Annotated in this window: 18 protein-coding genes; 8 read left to right on the top strand and 10 right to left on the bottom strand. The window is 38.6% G+C overall.

Features of this window, described 5'->3' with window-relative positions; all coding sequences use genetic code 11:
* The first annotated feature begins 1 nt into the window (after position 1).
* From Q4575_RS10195 to Q4575_RS10185, 3 genes are read left to right on the top strand one after another with little or no spacing between them, the layout of a single operon-like run.
* A complete protein-coding gene (locus Q4575_RS10195; RefSeq protein ID WP_215963734.1) occupies positions 2-718 on the top strand; it encodes a spondin domain-containing protein in 717 nt (238 codons plus the stop codon).
* A gap of 3 nt (positions 719-721) precedes the next feature.
* Complete coding sequence (locus Q4575_RS10190) at positions 722-1531, top strand: response regulator transcription factor (protein WP_303522800.1); 810 nt, start codon at positions 722-724, stop codon at positions 1529-1531.
* Positions 1531-3090, top strand: coding sequence for a cell wall metabolism sensor histidine kinase WalK (locus Q4575_RS10185; RefSeq protein WP_303522798.1), 1560 nt, complete (start codon positions 1531-1533; stop codon positions 3088-3090). Before Q4575_RS10190 ends, Q4575_RS10185 begins: the two co-directional genes overlap by 1 nt.
* Positions 3091-3209: 119 nt before the next feature.
* Here the strand turns inward: Q4575_RS10185 and Q4575_RS10180 are convergent, their stop codons facing one another.
* Positions 3210-4616, bottom strand: a complete 1407-nt coding sequence (locus Q4575_RS10180) for an ATP-binding cassette domain-containing protein (RefSeq protein WP_303522796.1) — start codon at positions 4614-4616, stop codon at positions 3210-3212.
* Between the two features lie 487 nt (positions 4617-5103).
* On the opposite strand from Q4575_RS10180, the gene Q4575_RS10175 reads away from it, so the two are divergent.
* A complete protein-coding gene (locus Q4575_RS10175) occupies positions 5104-5943 on the top strand; it encodes a DHHA1 domain-containing protein (RefSeq protein WP_215963737.1) in 840 nt (279 codons plus the stop codon).
* A gap of 91 nt (positions 5944-6034) precedes the next feature.
* Here the strand turns inward: Q4575_RS10175 and Q4575_RS10170 are convergent, their stop codons facing one another.
* The 4 genes from Q4575_RS10170 to Q4575_RS10155 form a co-directional block, all read right to left on the bottom strand.
* Positions 6035-7441: a polysaccharide lyase family 7 protein gene (locus Q4575_RS10170; protein WP_303522793.1), complete on the bottom strand. Its 1407-nt coding sequence runs from the start codon at positions 7439-7441 to the stop codon at positions 6035-6037.
* A gap of 205 nt (positions 7442-7646) precedes the next feature.
* Positions 7647-8996 (bottom strand): response regulator, encoded by a 1350-nt coding sequence (locus tag Q4575_RS10165; RefSeq protein WP_303522791.1) that lies wholly within the window; start codon positions 8994-8996, stop codon positions 7647-7649.
* Positions 8989-9339 (bottom strand): Hpt domain-containing protein, encoded by a 351-nt coding sequence (locus Q4575_RS10160; protein ID WP_272180185.1) that lies wholly within the window; start codon positions 9337-9339, stop codon positions 8989-8991. Before Q4575_RS10160 ends, Q4575_RS10165 begins: the two co-directional genes overlap by 8 nt.
* Positions 9332-12172, bottom strand: coding sequence for an ATP-binding protein (locus Q4575_RS10155; RefSeq protein WP_303522789.1), 2841 nt, complete (start codon positions 12170-12172; stop codon positions 9332-9334). Before Q4575_RS10155 ends, Q4575_RS10160 begins: the two co-directional genes overlap by 8 nt.
* 410 nt (positions 12173-12582) lie before the next feature.
* Here Q4575_RS10155 and Q4575_RS10150 point away from each other — a divergent pair, with 410 nt between their 5' ends.
* From Q4575_RS10150 to Q4575_RS10140, 3 genes are read left to right on the top strand one after another with little or no spacing between them, the layout of a single operon-like run.
* A complete protein-coding gene (locus Q4575_RS10150) occupies positions 12583-13824 on the top strand; it encodes an EAL domain-containing protein (RefSeq protein ID WP_303522786.1) in 1242 nt (413 codons plus the stop codon).
* Positions 13825-13850: 26 nt separating this feature from the next.
* Complete coding sequence (locus Q4575_RS10145; protein WP_272180188.1) at positions 13851-14201, top strand: Hpt domain-containing protein; 351 nt, start codon at positions 13851-13853, stop codon at positions 14199-14201.
* A 5-nt stretch (positions 14202-14206) separates the two neighbouring features.
* Positions 14207-15505, top strand: a complete 1299-nt coding sequence (locus Q4575_RS10140) for a response regulator (RefSeq protein ID WP_303522784.1) — start codon at positions 14207-14209, stop codon at positions 15503-15505.
* A 39-nt stretch (positions 15506-15544) separates the two neighbouring features.
* Here Q4575_RS10140 and Q4575_RS10135 read toward each other — a convergent pair whose 3' ends face one another.
* The 4 genes from Q4575_RS10135 to Q4575_RS10120 all read right to left on the bottom strand — a co-directional run bounded on the left by Q4575_RS10135 (position 15545) and on the right by Q4575_RS10120 (position 22749).
* Entirely contained in the window at positions 15545-16483 is a 939-nt protein-coding gene (locus tag Q4575_RS10135) for a diguanylate cyclase (RefSeq protein WP_303522782.1), read from the bottom strand.
* Positions 16484-16648: 165 nt separating this feature from the next.
* Positions 16649-18280: an electron transfer flavoprotein-ubiquinone oxidoreductase gene (locus Q4575_RS10130; RefSeq protein WP_303522958.1), complete on the bottom strand. Its 1632-nt coding sequence runs from the start codon at positions 18278-18280 to the stop codon at positions 16649-16651.
* Between the two features lie 235 nt (positions 18281-18515).
* Positions 18516-21614: a hypothetical protein gene (locus Q4575_RS10125; protein WP_303522780.1), complete on the bottom strand. Its 3099-nt coding sequence runs from the start codon at positions 21612-21614 to the stop codon at positions 18516-18518.
* A gap of 829 nt (positions 21615-22443) precedes the next feature.
* A complete protein-coding gene (locus Q4575_RS10120; RefSeq protein ID WP_215963747.1) occupies positions 22444-22749 on the bottom strand; it encodes a hypothetical protein in 306 nt (101 codons plus the stop codon).
* Between the two features lie 571 nt (positions 22750-23320).
* Between Q4575_RS10120 and Q4575_RS10115 the strand changes: the two genes are divergently transcribed.
* On the top strand, positions 23321-23698 hold the full coding sequence (locus Q4575_RS10115; protein ID WP_215963748.1) for a DUF3718 domain-containing protein: 378 nt from the start codon (positions 23321-23323) through the stop codon (positions 23696-23698).
* A 124-nt stretch (positions 23699-23822) separates the two neighbouring features.
* Here Q4575_RS10115 and fdx read toward each other — a convergent pair whose 3' ends face one another.
* On the bottom strand, positions 23823-24161 hold the full coding sequence (gene fdx / locus Q4575_RS10110) for an ISC system 2Fe-2S type ferredoxin (RefSeq protein WP_215963749.1): 339 nt from the start codon (positions 24159-24161) through the stop codon (positions 23823-23825).
* Positions 24162-24182 lie beyond the last annotated feature (21 nt).

Genomic DNA, 24182 nt, shown 5'->3' with positions numbered 1-24182 from the left:
CATGAAACCTAATTTATTAAAATCAATAAGCATGGCGGCAGTCGTATCAAGCGCCTTGCTGATATCTGCCTGTAGCAGTGACGATGACGACGATATGATGGTTGTCGAAATGCCAGTTCCTGTTGACGTTTCGTATTCAATTACAGTTACCAACCTAACTTATAGTCAGCCTTTTTCACCTATCTCGATTGTATTACATGACGATGGGCAACTATGGCAGATTGGTGAAAGTGCATCGGTTGCTTTAGAAAAACTTGCTGAGTCTGGTGATAACTCAGAGCTATTTACCCAAAGTGTCGTAACGGCTTCTATGGCGGGTGCAGGTATCTTAATGCCCGGTCAATCGGAAACAGTTTCGATCACCATTGAGGACAACACAACGTCTCTTTTGTCACTTGCAACAATGCTTGTGAATACAAATGACGCGTTTACCGGTCTTAATAGTATACCGCTGGCAGATCTCGGTGTTGGTGACAGTTGGTCCAAAATGGTTGGGGCCTATGATGCCGGGACAGAAGCCAATAGCGAAAGTGCAGGCACTATGCCTGGACCTGCTGATGGCGGCGCAGGCTTCGATACGCAACGTGATGATACTGACATAGTCACTATGCATCCCGGTGTTGTGTCAATGCATGACGGGTTGTCTACCTCAGTATTGACTCAAGCCCATAAGTTTGACCAACCGACAGCAAAAATAACGATTACAAGAACGGAGTAAACTATGACAGATTCAGTGCTTATTGTGGAAGATGATTTTGACATCGCTGACCTAATTCGCGTCAACTTGTTAGAATTAGGTATTCATACAGAGCACGAGTCTGACGGTTCTAAAGCATTAGCAAAGGCTCTTAACGAGCCTTTTAGTCTTTTGCTTTTGGATGTCATGTTGCCTTCATTGTCTGGCTTAGATATTTGCAAGCAGGTCAGACACGAAAAGCCCGAACAAGCTATCATCATGTTAACGGCCAAAAATTCCGAAATGGATCGTGTCCTTGGACTCGAACTAGGCGCCGATGACTACATGACCAAACCCTTTAGCGTGCGTGAGCTGCAAGCCCGCGTCAGATCACAATTACGTAAAGTTAATATCCTTAACCAGCGATATGGCATGTCGCCTTTAACTTCTGACGTTGCTGATTCCTATCAAGTCGGAAGTTTACTAATTAATGGTCAATTGCACCGGGCCACTATAGACCAAACCGTGTTAGAACTAACCGCTACTGAATTTGATTTATTAAAACATTTTGCCAAACATCCAGATCAAGTATTTAGCCGTGCGCAATTGCTAGAAGCCGTTTGGGGATATGGTCACAGTGGCTACGAACATACAGTGAATTCACATATTAATCGCCTACGGGCCAAACTTGAACAAAATCCAACAAACGCGGAAATCATCCAAACTGTTTGGGGCGTAGGTTATAAGCTCAACGCCCAAAATACCAAATCGTCTATGTTCGATAGCAATAGCAATAACAATAACAATAACAACGCTACCCAATCCACGACTTCTAAACTGAAGGGAACTCACTAATGTCTTTGTATAAACGACTCGTTTTATCGCTCTCTTTGGTTTTTGCCGCAATCATTTATTTGGTTGTATGGTGGAGTGGAGAGCTAAAAGAAAATACCCAACTAGAATCGGAACAGCGACTCCATCTTGGATTAGCCGAACATTTAGTGACAGACAACCCGTTATTGGCGCAGGGGGTTTATGATTACGATGCATTAAAAGGCCTATTTCATACCCTTATGATGCTAGGCCCAAGCTTTGAGTTTTATTATGTCGATACACAGGGCAAAATCATCACTTACTCTGCCGATCCTGGTAAAGTAAAACGCACTCATATTGATACGACACCCATTAAAGCGGTAATTAGCAATCGCATTAATGCTGCGACGTTACCCCCTCAAAATGCGTCCTCAGATACAAGTGTTGATACAAGCGTAGACAACAATTTAATCACCTCATTGCCAATTTTGGGCGACGACCCAAGGCAACTTAATCATCAAAAAATATTCTCAGCAGCTCCTGTATTGCGAGACGGTGAATTACAAGGCTACTTGTATATCATTATCCGTGGCGAGAACTACGACTCGATAATGCAAGCTGTCAAAGCCAACAATCAATTTGGCGAGTCTTCAATAATTGCCGCGATTTCACTGGCAGTTATGCTGCTATTGCTTTTAGGGTTATTTCGATATTTCACCTTGCCTTTGTGCAAAATTTCTAACGCGATAAAAGGACTTAGTAATGAAAATTGGGAAACGCAAAAACTTAATCTCAATTTAACCATGTCACAGGACAACGAACTGCAACTTGTAGTTACCACGATCAATACCATGTTAGGCCAAATTCAGAAGCAATTTAGTCAATTGCAAAATATCGACGAACAACGCCGTGTATTGCTTGCAGATCTATCGCATGACCTTCGTACACCATTGGCGAGCCTACAAGGTTACATCGAAACGTTACATATACACGGTGAGAAGTTATCAGCAGTGGAGCGCAGTAAATTCATTGATATTTCAATGAAAAATTCCAAAAACTTAAAGCTGTTAATAGACCAGATATTCGAATTAGCGTACCTCGAAGGTGGCCAAGTTACGCTGCAAAATGAGTCTGTCGCTCTTGGTGAACTCATCTACGACGTGGCAGCTAAGTTTGAACTTAAAGCCGCTGCAAAACGCATTAATATCACCGTCGACCCAGCTGAATGTAACTATCAAATATTTGCCGATATTGGCAAGCTAGAGCGGGTACTGTCCAATCTCATCGACAATGCAATAAGGCATACGCCAGAGGATGGGGAAATTACCCTTTCGGTTGCTGAACACAGTAAAGATGGCAAAAAACTGGAAATTGCAGTTAAAGACACAGGAATTGGCATCAATCAAAATGAGCTTACCCACATTTTTAATGCAAGATATCGCGCCAGCAACAGCCAAGAAGATAAACAATCCCACGCAGGTTTAGGATTAGCCATCAGCCAGAAGTTGGTACAGCTATTTAATTCTGAATTATCCGTTGAAAGCCAACTTGGCAAAGGCACCCGTTTTAGTTTTGAAGTCGTCAAAACACAGTTAGTGTAAACCCACGTTTATAACGACAATAACGAGTTTGTTTAAACCAAGCGCATCAAAGGAAAGTGGCGTCTTGGTTCGGTTTAAAAGGCTTTGACTTAGTTAGAGATTTGTCCGCGTTAGGTTTTCTACATAGCCAAATGTTGTTTAAACATAGGAATAAACTCATCTTCTCGATGACTTACAAATAATACGGTACTGTGTTTTTGTTGGTCTAACGTTTGTAAAAACTTCAGAACTCGATGACGGTTCACTTCGTCTAGGCCCTGCGTAGGCTCATCCATAACCAATAAATACGGAGATTTAACCAACGCTCGAACAATCAATACCAGACGTTGCTCACCAAAGCTTAAATCAGATAAGAGTTTAGCGCTATACTGCAACATACCTATTTTAGCTAACCATTGTTTGGCAATGTCGGTGTGCTTTGACTCAACTTGCTGATAGACCCCAATCGAATCAAAAAATCCTGAGACTACTGTGGCCAAAACGGTACAAGATACCCGATATTGGCGATGAATTTCAGGGCTAACAATGCCCATTTGTTTTTTAATCTGCCATATGCTTTCGCCTTGCCCACGAGCAAAACCCAACACGCTCAACTTGTTGTTGTAACACTGCGGGTGGTCACCTGTGACGAGTTGTAACAAGGTCGATTTACCGCAACCATTTGCGCCAGTAACTAAGGTATGTTGCAATGGCTTAATAGCAAAATCGAGTTCACTAAAAATAATATCCGATTGATAACTGACCTTGCCATTTTGTAATTCAACAAGATAATCGTGGGGATATGGCGCGGGTTCTTCTATATGTTCTGGCCAAGCAACATCCGCTAACTCGTCGGTCATTAACGACTCTAATTGGCGTTGAATTTGTTGTTCATCAATACCGGATAAATCGATTAATTTTCCTTCGTCGATAATGGCAATTTGCTCACACCAAGCAGGAATATCATCGCGGTTACTTAAACACAACAACACAGTGATGCCATAATCACTCAAAGTATTAAGCAACTCTGATAACTCATTAACCGATTTTAAATCTAAACTGTCAAACGGGTTGTCGCATATTAACAGCTTCAAATGCGGAGACTCTATATGGTCTAATAGCGCTTTTAATATAAGTAGCTTTCGGCTTTCACCGGTGCTTAATAGGCGATACCCTTTATCCATAACATGCGACAGTGAAAACTGTGCGACAAGCGTATTTTGATGTTGATTAACTGGCAAAAAATCACGTGCCGGCGTGCCATCATCAATACAATCTGTGATATCTGTTTCATCAATTTTGAGTTCGTTTTCATACACCTCTTGAAGCGTCTCAAACGAAACCACCTTAACTTGTTCAGGGCTAGGGACGACAAAACGCTCGAATGACACTAAGGTAACGTCATCAATCAACATTTTATCTAGGTATTGTTTTCCAGAACCATTACGCCCGACAACGCAAGCTTTTTGACCGGCGTTAATTTGCCAATGTGCTATGGATAACTTGTCGTGGATTAGATTTTTAATGTCGACTATCGGTGAATGCATTTATGGACTACTTTATGGCAATTGAATGAAAACAAACGAACTAATTATAATAATTTGAATTGTTTTTAACACAACAACTAACTCGTTATTAATAATCACCTTTTCGTATCAACAGCGCTCAGACAACTTGCACATATATGCAAATGAAATCTTGTCACTTTACAATTTGAACAATAAAACGAAGCCAGTTAGGAAATGTATTGAGTTAACAACCTTTAAGTCTATTTTGTCTTAAGCCCTTACCCTTGCTTATTCCACTATTTCAGAGCCATTAGATGCCATTTAATCTTGCCGTAAGGTAAGCCATCAATGGGCCAAATTTAAGTAATTTACTGGGAATAACAAACTGCGGAACCCGAAATGTTATACACTTACCTATATTCTAATTTTTCTTATACTTGATGAAACGTTATTTTGCCTTTTTGGCCTTAATTATATGTTGATACTTTTCGGAAAAAACACGTTTACTGAATAGCATGGAGTCACAATGCACCACTTTGTTATTTACCATAAATCTTGCCCCGACGGATTTGGCGCAGCGCTCGCATTAAAGGTATTTTTAGATAGAGAGCACCCTAATGACGTTACCGAATTTCACGCAGCAAACCATGGTGAGCCAGTTCCAGACATTGACGGTAAAACCGTTTACATTGTTGATTTTGCCTATAATCGCGAAACAACCATAGATATTAACAACCGCGCAGAATCGCTGATCGTACTCGACCACCATAAATCGGCGGAAGGTGCATTGGCAAACCTAGATTATTGTACGTTTGACATGTCACGTAGTGGCGCCATGATCGCCTGGCAGCATTTTAATCCAAAACTGCCAGTGCCATTACTTATTAAATATATTCAAGACAAAGACTTATGGACTTGGGCACTGCCACAAAGTAAAGAGTTTTCAGCTGGTTTGTCGCTATTTGCATTACACTTTGATATTTGGATGCCGTTACTTGACGACACTAAAATTAGCGACGTCATTGAAGGCGGAAAAACGATTTTGGCTTATGAACAGAAGTTGGTAAAACGCGCTATAGGCCGTGGAATAAGAATGGTAACGGTTGCTGGCTATCAAGTGCCAATGTTAAATACCACCATATTGGCCAGTGAAATTGGCAACGAACTTGCCATTGGACATCCTTTTGCTGTTACCTATTTTGATACCGCCGACAAACGTATATTTTCGTTGCGTTCGGCTAAAGATGGGGTCGATGTTTCTGAGATTGCGAAACGTTTTACTGGCGGCGGTGGGCATTTTCACGCATCTGGTTTTGCCATTGCGCTTGATCAGTTACCCACCGGTGATCTTCTTAACCCAAGCTAGTATTGGTTAAGTCAAAAAAAGCGTTGAACTTAGTAATAAGCTCAACGCTTTTTATTTGTAATATTTTTACGTTTACGCAGTCTACATTCGATTAGTTATGGGTATTTACCAAGTCATAAATGGTCACTTGCGCATAATCGTGACTATCACCCGAGTTATTTTGATTATAAACCCCAGCTTTGAAATACATATACTGATTACCAGATCCGTAACGACTGCCAGACATATCAAATCGTTCGAACGCTAACTGTGTTTCATTTTGAGAAATGGTCACGTCAAGTTGATCCCCAACAACCTTAATCTCATAAGTAAAGGTTTCACCAAGTTCAATTCCATCACTAGGATTGCTGGCATTATCCGAACGTGAACCAAGCATTTCACGGTACACATCATCGCCGCCCAACACTTCGTGTGCAAAGTAAATACTGCCCTTGGAATTATTAGGGAGCTTGCGATAATAAAGTCGAATAGGTTCGTCGTCATTTGCATGGATTTGGCCAATGATCACTCGTCCAATTTGATAATCTTCACCGGTTGATGTGACATGGTCAACTTTAAGTGTGGTACGTAATACACCATCAACCCCGCCCGCTTTTGCTTGTTCCGTAGCCGATGCACTTGAAAACACCCAGTTATTTTTATTGATCCCTTGAGTCGATATGCTCTTATTTCCCCGGCGTAACATTTCACGTAATTCGGTTCGAATATATTTAGTGTTTTCCGAAGTTTTAAAGCCTCGGACATTTGTTCTAAAAACTAATCCGGCATCAATCGATTGATAAAAGAATCGTGGGTCGAAGTACCCGCCAGCCAAATCGTTTTCATAAATGCTGTCGGATTTTCCGTTATTGTCAACATCAGTTGGCACACTTAGATACCAATCAATAAGTTCGATATTTTGGGTTACCGTTCTATCACAGCCAAAAACTTGAATTTCTATAATGTCGGAAATATCGTTTAGCTCGTTACCCAGAGAAGTAAATTTAACAAACCGGCCAGTTATCGCTCCGGTTCCATCTTCGTCAAAATTAATTCGAGTTGCAATCAAGCTATCACGGTCTGACGAACCACTAACGACAACTTCTTGCCAGTCGACAAGATTGTCAGAAACATGTATTTCATAATAATGACTGATATTAGGATTTAGCCAACTTACTAGAACGTCTGAAATCAATGCCCCTTTGGTCAGTTTTATAATTGCGCTCGTCCCGTTTGATTGACTCTTCCAAACAAGGTTATCTTTGTATTTTTTATCAATGAGGTAATTAACGGAAAAACCAACCGCGTCGGTTTGTTCAGTAGATACAGATTCAATACCTAACTCAAAAATTGAACTACAACTAATAGGTTCTAAGTCGGGGTAAGTTTCCGGTTCGGTTGTTCCAGAGTTGTCATCAACGACAGTGTCATTTTGTGGTTTTGACTCTCCCATTGACGGATCAGCAGTACACCCAGCGAGCAATAGCATCAAAGCTATAGCAGATAATATTATTTTCATATTAACAACTTCATATTTTGGCATTACCAAGTACTATTACCAAAAATACAACCAAATGCAATTAGTATTGATTAAAAGATAACTAAATTGGTAATAACAAATTACTAACCTCAATTACTAACTTTAAGGTGGCACACCTTAACTTCACATTTGCTGATGACCAACGCCCCCTCCGTCGGGCAACTAGCTGGCCTTAGATGTCTCCCTATGTGGCATCGGGCGTAACGCATTTTTCAACTTGTTCCAATATTTCCGCTTTAGATGACGGCTTTATGATGTAACCTTTAATGCCCATAGAAGCCCACTTTTTAAATAAGTCTTTTCGCTTGTTGCCCGTAAGTGCGATGACAGGAACAGGGTTATCACCGCCGGTCTTATTAATATGTTTGGTCGTATTTAAACCATCCAGTTTTGGCATAAATAAATCCATAATGATGCAATCATAACGCTTGGTCTTTATCAGCTTTAATGCCGCTAAACCATCGTCGGCTTGAGATACTATATAATTGGCATCACCCAGTACTTTGACTAACATTTCGCGATAAAGATCATTGTCTTCAACAACCAAAATGGATTTTTGTTTCGTAATTGAATTGGGTTCAGACGCTTCTCCAGCGAACTCTTCTTGCTCTGGCTGAGGTTTGTCTATTGCAGCTGGCTCATTACCATCACTTAAATGTATTACGCTACTTTCCTCATTGTTGGCTTCGATTTTGGCCTCTTCTTTAGATCCCTCGGTGAGCTTTTGTTGTTCGTCACGTTTTTTCTTTTTCGCCACGGTTTTTTGCAGTTGTTTATTGCGTTCATTTGCTTGGTATTGATTATGGACTCGGGTTTCCGTAGCCAATGTTTTTTTCTCGACCATAGTCGCAACCATGTCGTCGAGGCTAATTTGCAGCTCTTTTTCCAGACTTTCTAACATTGGTGCTAAGTGATTTTTAGCGATATTTTCCAATACTTTTTGGGGATCTTCGTTCGTCAATTCTTCTGACGATTCACTAACGACTTGGCCTAGCTTATTTTTACAATCTTGAATACTGCCCGACAATGCGCTTTTACACTCAACCCCTTTATCAATGAGCTCAGCAAGCTCTTCATCGATTATGTCAAACTGTTCATCCGTAATGCCTTCATATTTTTTAACGGTATGTTTTATTAATGCGTTATGCACAATAATTTTTAATCTAAATTTTTCATATAACGGCTGGTAAACAAAATAATTGTCGAACAACCCCTTTATACACGCTCGAAATGCAATATTGGACTCTTTGTTTTTACACAACAAAATTGCATCGTGATTATGTGAAACCAGCTTTTCCTCAACTAATTTAGAATACAATTCAATGCTTTCCATGACAGTATTAAGCGCAAATAGAATGACGGGTGGTTGAAATTTCTCGACTACCTTTCCAATGTTATTGGCATTTGGGATCGCACGAAACTCACTGACTTGCTCAGCGATAATTGCCGCTGCGCCCAATATATCTTCGTTATTGTCGTTTATTAAAATGACCTGAGGGTGTTTACTCGCCATTTTATTATTTGCTTCAGCCACGTTTAATTTCCTCATAAACCGATTTGATGGCCTTACCTATTTTGACAATTAATACTTTGCATTCGTTGCGTTTTGTCTCCGTGCTATTATGTTCAAGCGTCTGTAGATAATATGAAAGTTGCTCTGCACCAATTGCCTTTGACGACGTTTTTAAAAAGTGAGAACGGTCTTTAATTTTCGAAAAATCACCTTCTTTGTAGGATGAAACCAATTGATTATAAATAGTCTGGGCCTGTTGAATAAAGTCCAATTCACACTTTTTGATATATTCCATATCATCACCAACTAACTCTTTCATAATGTCGCGATTCAACACGGACAATGTACTTAATACCTCATCCATACCATTTCTCCATTATTGTTTTCAGGTCGGCTAATTTCACCGGTTTGCTAATAAAATCATTCATCCCAACAGATAAGCAATGCTCTTTGTCACCTGACATCGCCGCCCCCGTAATTGCTACGATGGGAATTGTTGTCATCATATCTTTAAGTTCCAATTTCCGGATATTTAGCGTCAATTCATAACCATCCATTTCCGGCATATGGCAATCAGTTAAAATTAACTTATAGTTTCTTTCTTGCCACATTTTAAAGGCTTCTACGCCATCGCCAGCAGTGTCGACAACGTAGCCTAATCTCACCATTTGCTTGTTGATTAAATCTTGATTAAATGGATTATCTTCAACAATAAGAATATCGGCGATTTTTGTTGCCTCCACATCGTCTTGTTTAGAAGTGAGTTCGGTCGCATTAGCGTCCGTAGAGAACAAATCAAGCTCAGCGAGCTCATCAAATAAATCGAAGTCGTCTGCTTCTGCTTCTGCCTCCGCTTGTGCTTTTGATCTTTTGTCTGAGTCGTAAAAATGAATAATGTTGGACAATAACTGATTTCGCGTAGTTGGTTTTATCGGGATAGGTCTAAATTTTGGATTGTTATTAACAAACGTATCAAGCTCCGAACGGTCTATTGCGACAGCAATGTCATGTGCGGGAATATAATGTGCGAGCTGTTCCAAATTATTCTTCACAAACTCGTTTTCGCCAATCAAGGCAAAAGTAATATCGATGTCGTCAGCATTGAGCGTTTTAATCGCTTCGGCCGTAAATTCGTGGGGGATAAAAGTAACGTTTGCACCTTCCGACTCTAAATACGCTTTATATCGTCGAGACACTTTAACTAAGTACCGGTTAAAGTTAATTATTGTGATTCTTTTGTCGAGTAATTTAGATGCATCCAAGTTATCTTCACTTGCTCGCCACACAGGCAGATGAAGTGAAAAAGTAGAGCCGACATGCAACTCACTTTCTAACGCGATATGACCGCCCATCATGTCAGCTAACTTACCGCAAATTGCAAGGCCTAAACCAGTGCCACCGTACTTCCGGGTCGTCGACTTTTCTGCCTGCACAAAAGGTGAAAATAGAGAGTTTTGGACATCTTTGGCGATACCGATACCGTTATCTCGAATCGAAAAGACCATATTCGTGAGCGCCCCTGTCGTTTTAGCCACATAAACGTCAACGACAATTTTGCCTACTTTATCGCTATTGGAACTGGTAAATTTAATTGCATTACCAAGTAGGTTAAAGAGTATTTGCCTCAGTCGAACATCGTCCCCCATAACTAATTTGGGGATATCGGGGGCTTCCCTTACGTCGAGGATAAGGTTCTTTTTGGACGCAACAGGAAGAAATATTTTACAAATATTGTCTATAACCTCAGAAATGGAAAAGGGTTCATCTTCCAATTCCAATTTACCCGCTTCGATTTTATTCAAATCCAAAATATCATTCAAAATAGAAACTAAGTTATCTGCCGCCGTTTTTGAAATTTCAATTAAAGATCGAGTTTCCTGCTTTAGGTCGTCGTCAAATGCCAGCTCTAAGTTGCCAATAATAGCGTTCATCGGCGTCCGTAGCTCATGACTCATCATCGCTAAGAAATCACTTTTTGCTTTATTAGCTAACTCTGCACGCTTAGACGCTTGTGCCAATGCTTCGGTTCGTTGTGCCACCCGTTGCTCTAATTCGACATTGAGCTTACGCATTTGTTCACGGTGCACAATGGTCTCAGTTTGGTCGATACAAACACCATACAATTGTCGTGAAAGCTCATCAGTATTACGTTTGATTACGCCCTTGGCATGAATGTGCTTAACAGCTTTATCGGGAATACACACCCTAAAGTCGACTTCAAATGATTGCTCGGTTAGCACTACTTTATTTAATGTCGTCATTAACTCGTTTATATCGTCATGGTGCACTCGGTCCCGCCACTTTCCTTTTTTTAAACCGACTTTATCTTCCAATTCAAAGATATCGGCAGTGACATGATCCCAATCCCAAAACCATCGACCATTGAGCCCTTCTACACCTGTCCAAGTGCCGATTAACCCCGCTTCTAATGCGAGTTTTTTTGATTCATTTGCATTACTTAGTTCAACTAAAACTTCTTTTTCTGCTGTGCAATCTTGTAATGAACCGACAACACTGGTCACGCCATAATTATTTTTATATGCATCTCCCCGTAACGAAAACCATTTTAACTCGCCATAAACAACTACCCGAAATTCAAACTGCAGTGGAATTGATAACTCAATGTGGTTTAAGAAAAAAACATCAAATATGGGCTGATCTGCCTCTAAAACTAGCTTTTTGAAGTGTTGCCAATCCAAAAGTTCTGATTTTTTCACACCTAGTAATGCTTTCATATGTGCCGAAAAGTACGCTTTATTTACACTGGGAATATATTCCCAAGTGCCAATCCCTGCACTTTCAGTGGCGGTTAATATTTTGTCTAAACTAAGAGCATAACTTTGTTCGTCAGCAATCACTTCAGTTGATATTTTAAATGTGCAAATGACAAAAATATCAGTATTCGTGTGGATCCGTTTTGCTGAAACATTAATTTTTCGATGGACATTTCCCCTATCATTTACGACCAGTTCAAATTGCTTATCACCCGCAACAAGTTGCTTTAAAAATGCCGCAAATGTTGTTGCACCGCTGCGCCATTTAGGGTCAAAACTTTCGCCAACTTTTATTGGAAGGTAAGGAGAAATTTCATTTTCAAAACCAGATGACAAACGACTAGCATTGCCTTTTTCATCAAAAATAGCTGCGGCGATGTTTGCAAAATCAAAATAGTCGATTAACTCTTGATTACTTGTCATTTATGCTCCGGAGATTTTAATTTTGTAGGTCGATTTAGCCATCTATTAGATTTTGATTTGAATAAACAAGTAAAGTAAAACGACTTTTCAACTCTATATCGTGCGTTTGTGGCGGGAACGTAATGTTTATCTAGCGCATTTAAGAACAAAATATCTTGACGTAAATTACAAATATCTTAAAAACAAAACAGTTTAGACCGCTTTCCAGAAGCTAAATACTTCAGCTTTGCTAACGAATAGCTTAGTTCACTTTGCACAGAAAGCCAGTTAGCCATTGCAGAGCTACAACGTATCCATTCGGACAAATTTATTAAACGAGTGTAAAAAATTAAAATCTAATCTAAATCAACACGGCAATTACTTTTAGTTGGTCTATATTTGATCTATTGGTATTTATTAAAAAGAATTACATGATTGATAAATTCATACTCGTTGTAGACGATGATCCATTGTTGAGGAAAATACTTGCTCGGATGCTAAAAGATCTGGGTCAACATAAGGTGCTTATTGCTATTGATGGCTTTGCCGCGATGGATTTAGTGACAAAACACGGCAATGATATTGGCTTTATTCTCAGTGATTTAAAAATGCCAGGAATGGATGGCGTTGAATTTTTTAGACATTTAGCGGAGTTAGAAACTCAAATTCCCCTCGCGATTATGACAGGAACAGACTCTAGGCTTGTTGAATCTATCGTAGAATTAACCATTCGACGTGGGCTAAATTACAAAGGGACGTTAACTAAACCTGTCAGCCAGTATGCCCTTGCATCCTTACTTCAGACACAAATAACGGTGACGACAGTCAGCGAAAAAGCAACTGTCACTAATATCTCACGAACTGCTGTTTCAGAAATTACCGTTGCCATGCTTGGCAAGGCAATCATTAGAGATGAAATTGAATGTTATTTGCAACCTCAAATTGACGCAAAAACATTAGATGTTATTGGTTTTGAAGCACTCGCAAGATGGCACCATCCGGAACTGGGTCTTATCATGCCAGACAGGTTTATCACTGTTGCCGAAAATAACTTTTTAATTGACGAACTCACGTTTCAAATTTTTAGAAAAGGATTAGAAAGCTTTAGAAAAATAAAATCCAAATTGGATTATGCGACGATTAGTTTTAACCTTTCTTCAAACTCATTAAATAATACTGAATTGCCCGAAATTTTGAGTGACCTGTTGTATGAAAATAAAATACAGTTTTCTGAAGTCGTGATAGAAATAACAGAGTCCAAGCTTTCATTGGATTTTGTAAATTCCCTAGATGTGATGACCCGACTGAGCTTAAAAGGGTTTAATTTGTCGATTGATGATTTTGGTACCGGATTCAGCTCACTTGAACAATTGCAAAAATTCCCTTTTACCGAACTAAAAATCGATCGCGTTTTTACTCAAAACCTTGATATCAGCCCAACGTCACAACTTTTGGTTGAGTCAAGTGTCAGACTCGCTCAAAAAATGGGTCTCAAAGTCGTAGCGGAGGGTGTTGAAACAGAACAACAAATCAGTCAATTGCGGTCTATGGGGTGTGATATTTTACAAGGATTTTATTTTAGTAAAGCATTAGATAGTAAGCAGATAGAAATCTGGCTTAATAACCGGAAAAACACGACTTCGTTAGACATTTCACAAACGTTGTCGACTTAATTTTTCAACAAATATGAGTTTTTCCAATGGCAGAAAGTAATTTTATTAATACCGATGAAATTGACAAGATATTTGGTCGTATAGACCGTGATGAAAAAATTCAGACAATTGTTGATCTAGCTAAAGATTTTGTAAAAAAGCGCAGTGAGTTGTTACGCTTAAAAAATGAAATGGACCTAGATAATTTTAAATTGATTTCCCATTCACTTAAGTCAAACTGTAGATACATTGGGGCTACCGCGCTAAGCCAATGCTCGCTTACTTTAGAAAAGACAGAGTCATTTAATGAAGATGGCTTCGACAATCATTGGCAACTATTTTTATCAACTTATAACAATACAATGAACGACATTAAGTTATCTTTACAGGAATTATAAACGGCGTGGCTAAGTCAATCAGTACCAGAGATAAGTTAAATCATATAATAATCTTTAGGGAGGATAATGAGCTTGATGCCTTAGCCGTGTCGAAGATCTTAGATTACTTTCAACATGTTTTAGTAATAACAGACATCAATAAATTAATTGAACAAATGAAAGACTTAACGCCTAAAGTCATATTTTTTTCGTTTGAACACATCGAAACCACACTCCAACGCTACTATTCTTTGATAGATGACCTTAAAACAACCCCATGCTGTGAGCATAAGCTTGTGGTTCTTTGCAAAAAAAATGAGGAAGGAACTGCGTTTGCTGCCTACAACACACAGGTAATTGACGAATACCTTATCAGTCGTCCGCTTTATGAAAAAACACGGCCTATTCTATTAGCCAAACAACTACTACGTGAGCTCGGCGTTCATTTTACGACAAATGGCAGAATCCAATATCAACTTACTAATCTAGAGCTTAAAAACGAACTTGTCGAAATAATTGAAGGGGCTTTGGATCGCAAACAGGCGTTTAAAACCGAATTAGAAAACAGCATAATAAAACTCGACTCAGCGATAACTGCTGCTCAGGAACGTTTTGAAAAAAATCAAAAAGCAGAGTTAAATTTAGACGATATAAAAAACTTGTTGAGTCAAATAAAGTCCAATGAGATCCGCCCTGAATTAATAGAATTGCAAAACAAAGCCCTGTCTTTGCTCAATGGTTTTGTAAAATCTACAACTTCTCTTGTCACAAAAATGGATCCGAATAATGCATCAATAGATGAGGTTGAACGTGTCGAAAATACTGGCGAAACCAGTCTAGAGCAAAACGAATTAAAACAAAGTACAGTACACCATAAAGTTACAACCCCGCCACTAAATGGCGAGCAAACAATCGATTTTGAGAAACGGCTTAGAGAGCTTCAAAGTCCGCAGAAAATAAGGGTTCTTTTAGTTGAAGATGACGAAATGTCACTAAATTTAAGTGCTAAATTATTTAAGAAATCGACCTTTAAATTTGATTATGCTGTAAGTGGCCGAGATGCCTTAAATAAACTAGATAACAATGAGTACGATATTGTTTTTCTAGACATTAATCTCCCGGACTCTGATGGGTTATCTATCGCAGCGCAGCTAACAAATAGTAAATCAATAAACGCTGACACATCTATAGTTGTACTTACAGGTAGCCACAGTAAATTGACAATTAGACGCGCAGGTCAAGTTGGCGCAAAAGCCTACTTAATAAAACCCCTTCGTGAATCGACGCTACGCGTGGCACTAGATAAATGCGGCTATGAATATTGACCATAAGGAAATTGTCTAAACCACACAAAATAAAAACGCCTATTCTTCTATAACCCCGATTGCACGATTTTGTAATTGTGCCCCCTGGCAGCTTAAAAATGCCTTTTCGATTATCTCGACTGATGTATCGCAGTTATTACTGTTTATTGCTAAACCCACGCTACAGTCCACTACCACATTAACTGTTTCACCATTTTGGTCTGTGATCATGTAATTATCGTCAATCGTTTTCAGCTGGCTTCTGGCCGCAGAAATAGCATCTTGAATTGTCTTCGAATTAGGAAACATAGTCACAAACTCATTGCCATCGTAGCGTGCAATAAAGTCCGACGCTCGGCTAAATAGTCGTAACCTGTTGGCGATGAGAGACAAAATGTCATCTCCAGCCTGATGTCCATATTTTTCATTTATTTGGGGAATATTATTAATTTTCAAATAACAAACACTAAATTTTGTGTTGTAACGTACACCGCAATTTATCATCACATCTAGTTTTTCAATTAATGCTTCACGGTTATATAACTTGGTCAGAAAATCATGTTTGGCAGAACGCTGTAAACTTTTACTGGTTTTAACTCTTAAAATAGAAAATCGAATAACACGTAACAGCAACGACGCGGTTAGCTCTGATTTAGGAATAAAGTCTTGAGCTCCGTAATTAATAAATTCTTCGCCAGTGGAGTCGGCCTCAGCACCCGAAACAACAACTATGGGAATTGCGTCAATTAATGAGCTTATTTTAATGATAGTGTCGAGCCCTCTAGAATCGGGGACATTTAAGTCGACAAGTACAATCTCAGGGGTAAAGTTAACAAGCCCGGTTAACAACGCTTCCAAAGAATCAAACACAACTAAAGTATGACTTTGAAAAACATCCGTATTGAGTGCTTTTCTAATTACCGTTGCGGAAAACGCATCATCTTCTAAAAGGTAAATTAAAAAGCCTTGAGTCGTCTTTGCGGTTAACTTCTTTTCCATTACCAACCCTTCCTTTGTTGTAATGTTTTACCAGTTTGAATGACCAACCATAACACCTAACGGATCTTTTTAAGTAATAATTTGACGGAATGAAGGGGTTAATCTTCATTCCTAACAACCTTTATTTAATTTTCACCTGTTAAGCATTAATGGAATTTGGCGTTACTACATATTTGGATAATTTGGACCACCGCCACCTTCTGGGGTCACCCAAATTATATTTTGTGAGGGATCTTTAATGTCACAAGTCTTACAATGGACACAGTTTTGGCTGTTGATTTGTAGACGTTTTTCGTTTGACTCTTCAACGATCTCATAGACACCTGCAGGGCAATAGCGCTGCGCTGGTTCATCGAACACGTTTAAATTGACTTTAATCGGTATATCTTTGTCAATAAGTTGTAAATGAACAGGTTGCCCTTCTTCATGATTCGTATTTGACAAAAATACCGAAGACAATTTGTCAAAACTCAACTTTCCGTCAGGTTTAGGATAGTGAATTGGATCACATTTGGCTGCCGGTTTCATTGTCGCATAATCAGGCGTTTCATCCTTAAAGGTAAACGGCATTTTGCCGCCGAATAGATTTTGATCTAACGTGTTATACGCTCCGCCAAAAATGGTCCCTAATTTGTGCAGCGCGCCACCAAAGTTTTTAGCGCTTTCCAGTTCTTGATATAACCAACTCTGTTCAAATGATGTTTGATACTGAACTAAGTCAGATTGGCCTTCATCGCCTGCTAACAAAGCGTCTACAATAGTATCTGCTGCAATCATTGCAGACTTCATAGCGGCATGATTGCCTTTGATCTTCGCAAAATTTAATGTCCCTGCATTGCAGCCGACCAAGAAGCCGCCCGGCATCGTCATTTTAGGCAAGGAATAAAGTCCGCCTTTGGCGATAGCGCGCGCACCGTATGAGATCCGTTTACCATTTGCTAAATATTTAGCATATACCGGATGATGTTTCATTCTTTGGAATTCATCAAATGGACTCATATGCGGATTTGAATAGTTCAAATCAACAATTAATCCACAGACAACTTGGTTATTATCGGCATGGTAAAGATAGCCACCACCATTCGACTCACTCGATAATGGCCAACCAGCGGTATGTATCACTAAACCTTCTTGGTGAACCTCTGGTGAGACTTCCCAGAGCTCTTTGAAGCCTAATCCGAAGTGTTGAGGCGATGAATCACGGTCGAGTTCAAATTTAGAAATTAATTCTTTGCCTAAATGACCTCGAGCACCTTCGGCAAAAATAGTATATTTTGCTTTCAGTTCCATACCAGGCATAAATGAATCTTTTTGTTGCCCTTCTTCATTTAGCCCCATATCTCCGGTTTGAATACCAACGACTGCACCGTCTTTATATAAAACACGCGATGCGGCAAACCCTGGGAATATTTCAACACCTAATTGTTCCGCTTGTTCTGCCAACCAACGGCATACATTGCCCATAGAGACAATATAATTACCATCGTTGTGCATGGTTTTTGGGAAAGCAAAGCCAGGAACCGTGTTTGAGCCGGTTTCATTACGTAAAAAGTAGACTTCATCGTGGCTCACTTTAGTTGTAAGCGGTGCGTCTTTTTCAGACCAATCAGGGATAAGTTCGTTAAGTGCTTTAGGTTCAAAAACGGCACCAGATAACACATGAGCGCCAACTTCAGAGCCTTTTTCAACAACACAAACCAATAATTCTTGCTCATTTTCCTGAGCCTTTTGCATTATTCGAATAGCCGCAGATAAACCCGCTGGTCCAGCGCCAACAATGACTACATCAAAATCCATAGATTCGCGTTCGATTTCAGACAAAATACTCTCCCGTTATTTTTATAATTTTTTCGGTGCCATGTATCAGTTTATTTATAGTAGGGATTTGCTTAGTTTTAAAGCTGAACAGGCTATTTAAATCGATTCTACCTTACCTTTACGTAAACTGCATTTACTAGACTTATTTTTGAAATTGAGTAAAAAAATAATTCGGAATGAATTTTTGACAAAATTGCCTATCGAATATGTTTGTTCACTTATCGCGCGCGAATATCGCTTTAGCCAAATATGCGTACCGCCGTAACATGATAAGTAGCACCAACCACAAGTAGTCATCAAGCGCGCCAGATGATTTTTCAGTGCTTTTATCTTTATTGCTATTAGAAGTTTCAACGTTACCAATCGGTTCATCCGTTGAAATGGAGTACGTTTTTTGCCAACCTTCCTTAAAATGAAAAGTACCCTCGAATCGAATTATTTTGCCAAGCATGCTTTCGTCGACAGTTAAAACTGAAGCGCCGCTCGCAACTACTACATCATCTGCATACCAAGTGTAATCATCGAAATTATACGTTTCGTTATATTGTCGAAGCCGGTCAAATGTATTTATAACGCCGTTAATGCTGATAATTGAGCCCGCAATAACTTCAAAGTCATCGCTATGATAGTTTAAAACCTGTAGCCTAGTATTATGAAAAATCGGATCTTCCTGGGGAACTATTTCAACAGATATTAGATACTGATAAACCAAACTCTCTGTTTTAACTTCTACAGAAAAATTATCTTCTCCGAAAAAATTTGGTTTTGGTCGATAAGTAATTTCCCAGTTGCCATTATTATTGTCATACATCGCAACACCTGACATAGGAGAATTAATGATAAGGAGTTCACTGGAATTGGCACTTACCTGAGGCAACAAAAAGGACGAATTTCCGCTATCTTCGGTAACAGTCAGGTTGAAATTTTCTTTTTTAAATTCGATCGGTTGACTAAAGTCAACACTGTGCAATGTGACGCCATGCAACGAACTCGTCATTATTTCGACTTTGTTATTATCTATCTTATTAAATTGGTTTCCACTCGAATCACTAAAGTAATTATATGCCGATCTTTTATCTGGGATCATATCTTCTGACATGTTTAACATAAAACTATCTGCATCAACCAAATCACTAGTGGCATTACCGTTTATGTCAAATGATTTGAGCTGAAATGTCGGGCGCCCCAGTATTCCGCCATCAATAATGACATAAAATTGGTGCTGATCTATCATCCATATCGACTTGGGCAATACATCGTTTTCTAACAAACGTATACCTTCCTCAGCAAAATCAAATTGTACCTGACCTTTTTCATTCAGTTTAGCGATGAACCCTGTCGAATTGACTTCATATTTGCCATATTCGTCAAATACACCTGTTATATAAATATTATTAGCACTATCAGGAGTGAAAGAAAGCCCTGTAACACTTGTATCGTGCTTAAATTCGGCCACCCCATTGTTGCCAAACTCAGTAATGAAATTACCGTTGGCATCTAGCTTAAATAAAGTTAAAAAACTGGGAACAGCGGGCGATTCAACCGTCACCATTATTAGAGTTTCATTTTTTTCAGTTCGCAAAACCTTTAAATTGCTAGTGTCATATCCAATATTTCCGAAAATATCATCCCAAGTAAAAATGACTAGTCCATTCTGACCAAAATTGACGTCAAGCGAACCGTTTTCATCTAGCCGTAAAATAATAACGTCTTGCTGACCCCGATAAGCTGCAGTTTTGTCTATTAGGAATACATCAACTCCACCGTCAATATTTGGTTCTATCCAGCTAATTTTTAAAACAGAGTACCCTTCGACTTTAAGGTAATTATTTTTACCCTCAAGAAAGTTTTCATCCAGCTTTCCAAATTGGTTATAGCGATAAATAGCAGAATTGCGATACGTCCAAATATTATTATTACCATCAATTACATAGGGTTTATTTAACGGTAAATCGGACTTTGTGCTTAAGTCACTTCCTTGGGAAAATGCGTTATCTAACTGACCATTTATATCGAGCATAAAAAAACGTTGATTATCGGTATAAACGAGTCTTCTTCCATCACTAAATGATTCAAAGGATACAGGATTACCTTGACCGTATAAATTATCAATATAGTATAAGTTTGTATTAAACGAAGCGGGTTGGGTAGGAGATGTTTGTACTCCAGCTGGCGACAAATAGCGGAAGTATGTGTTTCTTGGATTTTCCCCCTTGTAAGTAAATAAAAGACCACCGTCTTTTGCATATTCAGCATTTCCACCAAAGAAATAATTTACGTCACCTTTTATCCAAAACACACCTTTTGTACCAAATGTTAAGTCGATCGCCTTATCTTTAAGTTTAAATATCATTAAGGATTTGTCATATTCTACATTTTTGCGTTTTACTTCGGCAATTACAAACTGCTCGCCGTTAACAATGTCTGTTGCAAATTCAGTTCTAAAATGAAACTTATCTTCTTCAAATTCACTAAATACATCTGCACTGTAATTTTTTAAATCAATGTCGCCTAACAGATCACCATCAATATTTATATACCACACACCTTGGACGCTGTTTATTGCATGATAAGTCTTACCTGCGTCTGTTTTTAACGCGCTCGTTCTCACCCCGATGTGGTTTTGTTTTGAACCTGATAATTTATCGCCGTCAGAAATATAAAAATTACTAGCAAATGACTTCATGCCGTCATCAGCAAAAGTCCTATCAATAGAGCCATCTTGGTTTATACGTATAAATGTTGTATCACCAAATCCCAAACTGACACCGAGCAAGACTTGATTATTAGTAGAACCAGTAATAAATGTTTTAACAAAGTAGCCCAAGCTGTATCTGTGAGTATAAAACAACCTCATAGACCAACCTGTTTTACCAAAATATTTGTCTGCTGTGCCGTCACTAGAAAATTTAAATAAGTGAACTTGCCGTTTTTCAACATCATAGCCTTCTAAACCAGTCAACAATGAAATATATATATCCCCTCCCTCATCAACAAAGATACTGCCTAATTGATTCCCCAACGGTTGGAAAAAAGCACTGTCTACAAATTCAATCGAAGCTTCGCCATTAACCCCGAAGGACTTATTTTGCGCTCCTGAATGGCTAAACTTTCTTATTTCTAATTTATTATCATCTAAAAAAGCCAACAGGAAACCATCAGAAATTTTTATTCTGAGGTCAGAATCAGTGTCGTTACGGACGATAGGCGATGAAAGCTGAGCATTAAACTCAACTTTTGTCATTGGAACTGCTGCGTGGGATAAGTTAGTAAAATCTAAAATAAGCAGTAAAAATATCAACGTCCGTGTCATAAAAATAGAACCTAATTGTAAAAATAGAATACGCAAACTACTTAATTATATTAAGGTCGTCAATAGCATAGAGGGTTTTAACTATTATCGAAAAATCCCTAAAACAATTACAGTTAATCGCTACCTAAACACATAACCGAAGGCCCAAATTCGGTGGATGTCTGGTTTAATTTTCAGACTTAAAATTACATGGGTGTCTGCTTAAACTCAGGCTTCAACTCACATGGGTGTCTACTTAAAAATGCATGGGTGCCTGGTTAAATTTGTGTGGGTGTCTGGTTAATTCTTAATTTTGAATGGCTGTCTGGTTAAATTTGGGTGGGTGTCTGGTTAATTCCTTATACTCTTGCTTAATTTTGTGTGGGTGTCTGGTTAATTTTGAATGGCTGTCTGGTTAAATTTGTATGGGAGCCTGCTTATACTCGTGCTTAATTTTGGGTGGGTGTCTGTTTAATTTTGTGTGGGTGTCTGGTTAAAATTAAACTTATGCTTAAACTTGTGATTAATTTGGTGGAGGGTCAGCTTATTTTAGGCCGTTTAAATTTTTGCTAAAAGTTTATGACTGTCGTGCTAATGCGTCTCCAACTACGATACCTGACATATCGCTATACTAAGGTATTTCCAAAGTTGCAGACCGTTCATTTGTGCTAACAATAATTTGATTTAAGGAATTTACTTTAAAAAACGTGTCTTTTTGAACTCGTTATTAAATGACACAATGATGCGGTAGTTTGAGAAAGCACTATAACTATAGGAGGCGAAATTGCTTCACCCCCTATTCAGTCAGACAACGGCTAAATAATCAGCCGATTAACTAATTGTGGTAATTCTAGTTACCACCACCAACTGGACCTTTAAGGGCGCCAACTTGGTTTTGCAATACTTCATCTAAAACGGTTTTAGTGCGTGAACGTGCTTGACGTTGTTTCTTCGTTGTACATTTCATTTTAGAGATACGTGAACCGGTAGGTGCTTCACTACGACACTTTATATCAGCTTTAGCTTGCTTTAATTTTTCTTCTTGTGTCATATTTTGAGCAACTTCTTTGCTCGTAGTCGCTTTATCAGCCGTCGATTTACAACCAACTGCAGTTACTACCATAAGCGAAATAAAAACTAATTTTAATGTTTTCATAATTGTTCCTTTTAAATTGTGTCCATAAACTTGGATTAACGTTGTATTAGTTAGCAATTCTAAAACATTAAGATGCAGTAGTACATTTGCCGAACTTGCCTTGTTATAACAAACTTAATGACCATGTTACAAGAGTTTAGCGTCGATTTTAAAGTCATCGTTTTTTTAGGCACAAGCTCTTTTTTACCGTCTAATTCACGTTAACTCACCCGATAAAAATTTAGAGTTTACCCGTATAAAAAAACGATAAACAGCTAGAGTAGCTAACCCGCCTAGCGTTAACGTATTTTTATATGTTAATAAACACCAAGAAGTACTTTACAAAACATCTAAATATGTCAGCCGAAAACATTTTATAAAACCGCTATATGGAAACTATTCATTACAGCATCAAAAAATACGTTCAAATGAATTTTTTTAACTAATCGCGTAAATGTAGTGTGTTATTCCAATTACGTGCGTTAACTTAGCTATACACTTTAGCAAAAAATCAAAAACACCTATATTGAGCAAAATTTGCACTTAGTTTTAAAACATTTATGATGCGCAAAATTTTTTAGAGGATACAAAATTGAAAAGTGTATTAACAATTGTTTTACTTGCAACTATGTTTGCGCCGACGTATGTAAAAGCTAACGACGGTTTAGCTGAAACAATTTGTAGTTATATCGAAGTTGATAATAAATCACGTTTACGTAAAGTTTTGAAAGCAAACAACATACGGATCAGAAACATCTATGACTCTGTTTTGTGTGACGGTCAAACAATGTTGCGTTTTGCAATTACGAGCGAAGCAAATTCTGTTGGTGGGTTTATCGTTTCAAAATTACCTGTTGTTGCGTTAAACACTCCAGAATCAAATGGCAAAACACTTGTTCAATGGGCTGACGAATTTGGTCACAGTGCTTCTCCAGTCGTTGCAATTGCTCGAGACAGAATGGGCGAATAATTGCTTATATTTCAAAGAGCAGATTTTTCGTTAACTCTTAGGGTTAGTCAAATCGCTCTTTTATGAAGCAAAAAAAATGGCGTTACACTTAAGTGTTAACGCCATTTTTGTTTCAGACAAAAAACTAATTATTTTCTTTTGCGTGGTTTAGACTGTACTTAGGAATTTCAACAACCAAATCTTCATCTTGAATAATGGCTTGGCAGCCTAAACGTGATTCCATTTCCAAACCCCATGCTTTATCTAGCATATCGTCTTCCAGCTCATCGCTCTCAGACAGTGAATCAAAACCTTCACGAACAATAATATGACATGTTGTACAGGCACATACCTTTTCACAAGCATGTTCAACATCTATATCATTCGCTAATGCAACGTCCAGTACCGACTGTCCTTTTTTTGCTTCCAATACTGCGCCATCGGGGCAAAGCTCTGGGTGAGGTAATACAATTATTTGAGGCATGTTTAATCTCTACATTCTGTA

This window comes from Psychrosphaera sp. 1_MG-2023 (assembly GCF_030548245.1).
Classification (GTDB): Bacteria; Pseudomonadota; Gammaproteobacteria; order Enterobacterales; family Alteromonadaceae; genus Psychrosphaera; species Psychrosphaera algicola.
The sequence above is the reverse complement of the archived record's forward strand: the minus strand, read 5'-3'. Positions and strand labels throughout refer to the sequence as shown.

What these genes read in the sequence shown, in the direction of transcription:
- Q4575_RS10190 (WP_303522800.1), top strand. Translation starts at nt 722, where the DNA reads ATGACAGATTCAGTGCTTATTGTGGAAGATGATTTTGACATCGCTGAC.
- Q4575_RS10125 (WP_303522780.1), bottom strand. Translation starts at nt 21,614, where the DNA reads ATGACACGGACGTTGATATTTTTACTGCTTATTTTAGATTTTACTAAC.
- Q4575_RS10130 (WP_303522958.1), bottom strand. Translation starts at nt 18,280, where the DNA reads ATGGATTTTGATGTAGTCATTGTTGGCGCTGGACCAGCGGGTTTATCT.
- Q4575_RS10160 (WP_272180185.1), bottom strand. Translation starts at nt 9,339, where the DNA reads ATGGATGAGGTATTAAGTACATTGTCCGTGTTGAATCGCGACATTATG.
- Q4575_RS10150 (WP_303522786.1), top strand. Translation starts at nt 12,583, where the DNA reads ATGATTGATAAATTCATACTCGTTGTAGACGATGATCCATTGTTGAGG.
- Q4575_RS10135 (WP_303522782.1), bottom strand. Translation starts at nt 16,483, where the DNA reads ATGGAAAAGAAGTTAACCGCAAAGACGACTCAAGGCTTTTTAATTTAC.
- Q4575_RS10195 (WP_215963734.1), top strand. Translation starts at nt 2, where the DNA reads ATGAAACCTAATTTATTAAAATCAATAAGCATGGCGGCAGTCGTATCA.
- Q4575_RS10180 (WP_303522796.1), bottom strand. Translation starts at nt 4,616, where the DNA reads ATGCATTCACCGATAGTCGACATTAAAAATCTAATCCACGACAAGTTA.
- fdx (WP_215963749.1), bottom strand. Translation starts at nt 24,161, where the DNA reads ATGCCTCAAATAATTGTATTACCTCACCCAGAGCTTTGCCCCGATGGC.
- Q4575_RS10120 (WP_215963747.1), bottom strand. Translation starts at nt 22,749, where the DNA reads ATGAAAACATTAAAATTAGTTTTTATTTCGCTTATGGTAGTAACTGCA.
- Q4575_RS10145 (WP_272180188.1), top strand. Translation starts at nt 13,851, where the DNA reads ATGGCAGAAAGTAATTTTATTAATACCGATGAAATTGACAAGATATTT.
- Q4575_RS10175 (WP_215963737.1), top strand. Translation starts at nt 5,104, where the DNA reads ATGCACCACTTTGTTATTTACCATAAATCTTGCCCCGACGGATTTGGC.
- Q4575_RS10170 (WP_303522793.1), bottom strand. Translation starts at nt 7,441, where the DNA reads ATGAAAATAATATTATCTGCTATAGCTTTGATGCTATTGCTCGCTGGG.
- Q4575_RS10185 (WP_303522798.1), top strand. Translation starts at nt 1,531, where the DNA reads ATGTCTTTGTATAAACGACTCGTTTTATCGCTCTCTTTGGTTTTTGCC.
- Q4575_RS10155 (WP_303522789.1), bottom strand. Translation starts at nt 12,172, where the DNA reads ATGACAAGTAATCAAGAGTTAATCGACTATTTTGATTTTGCAAACATC.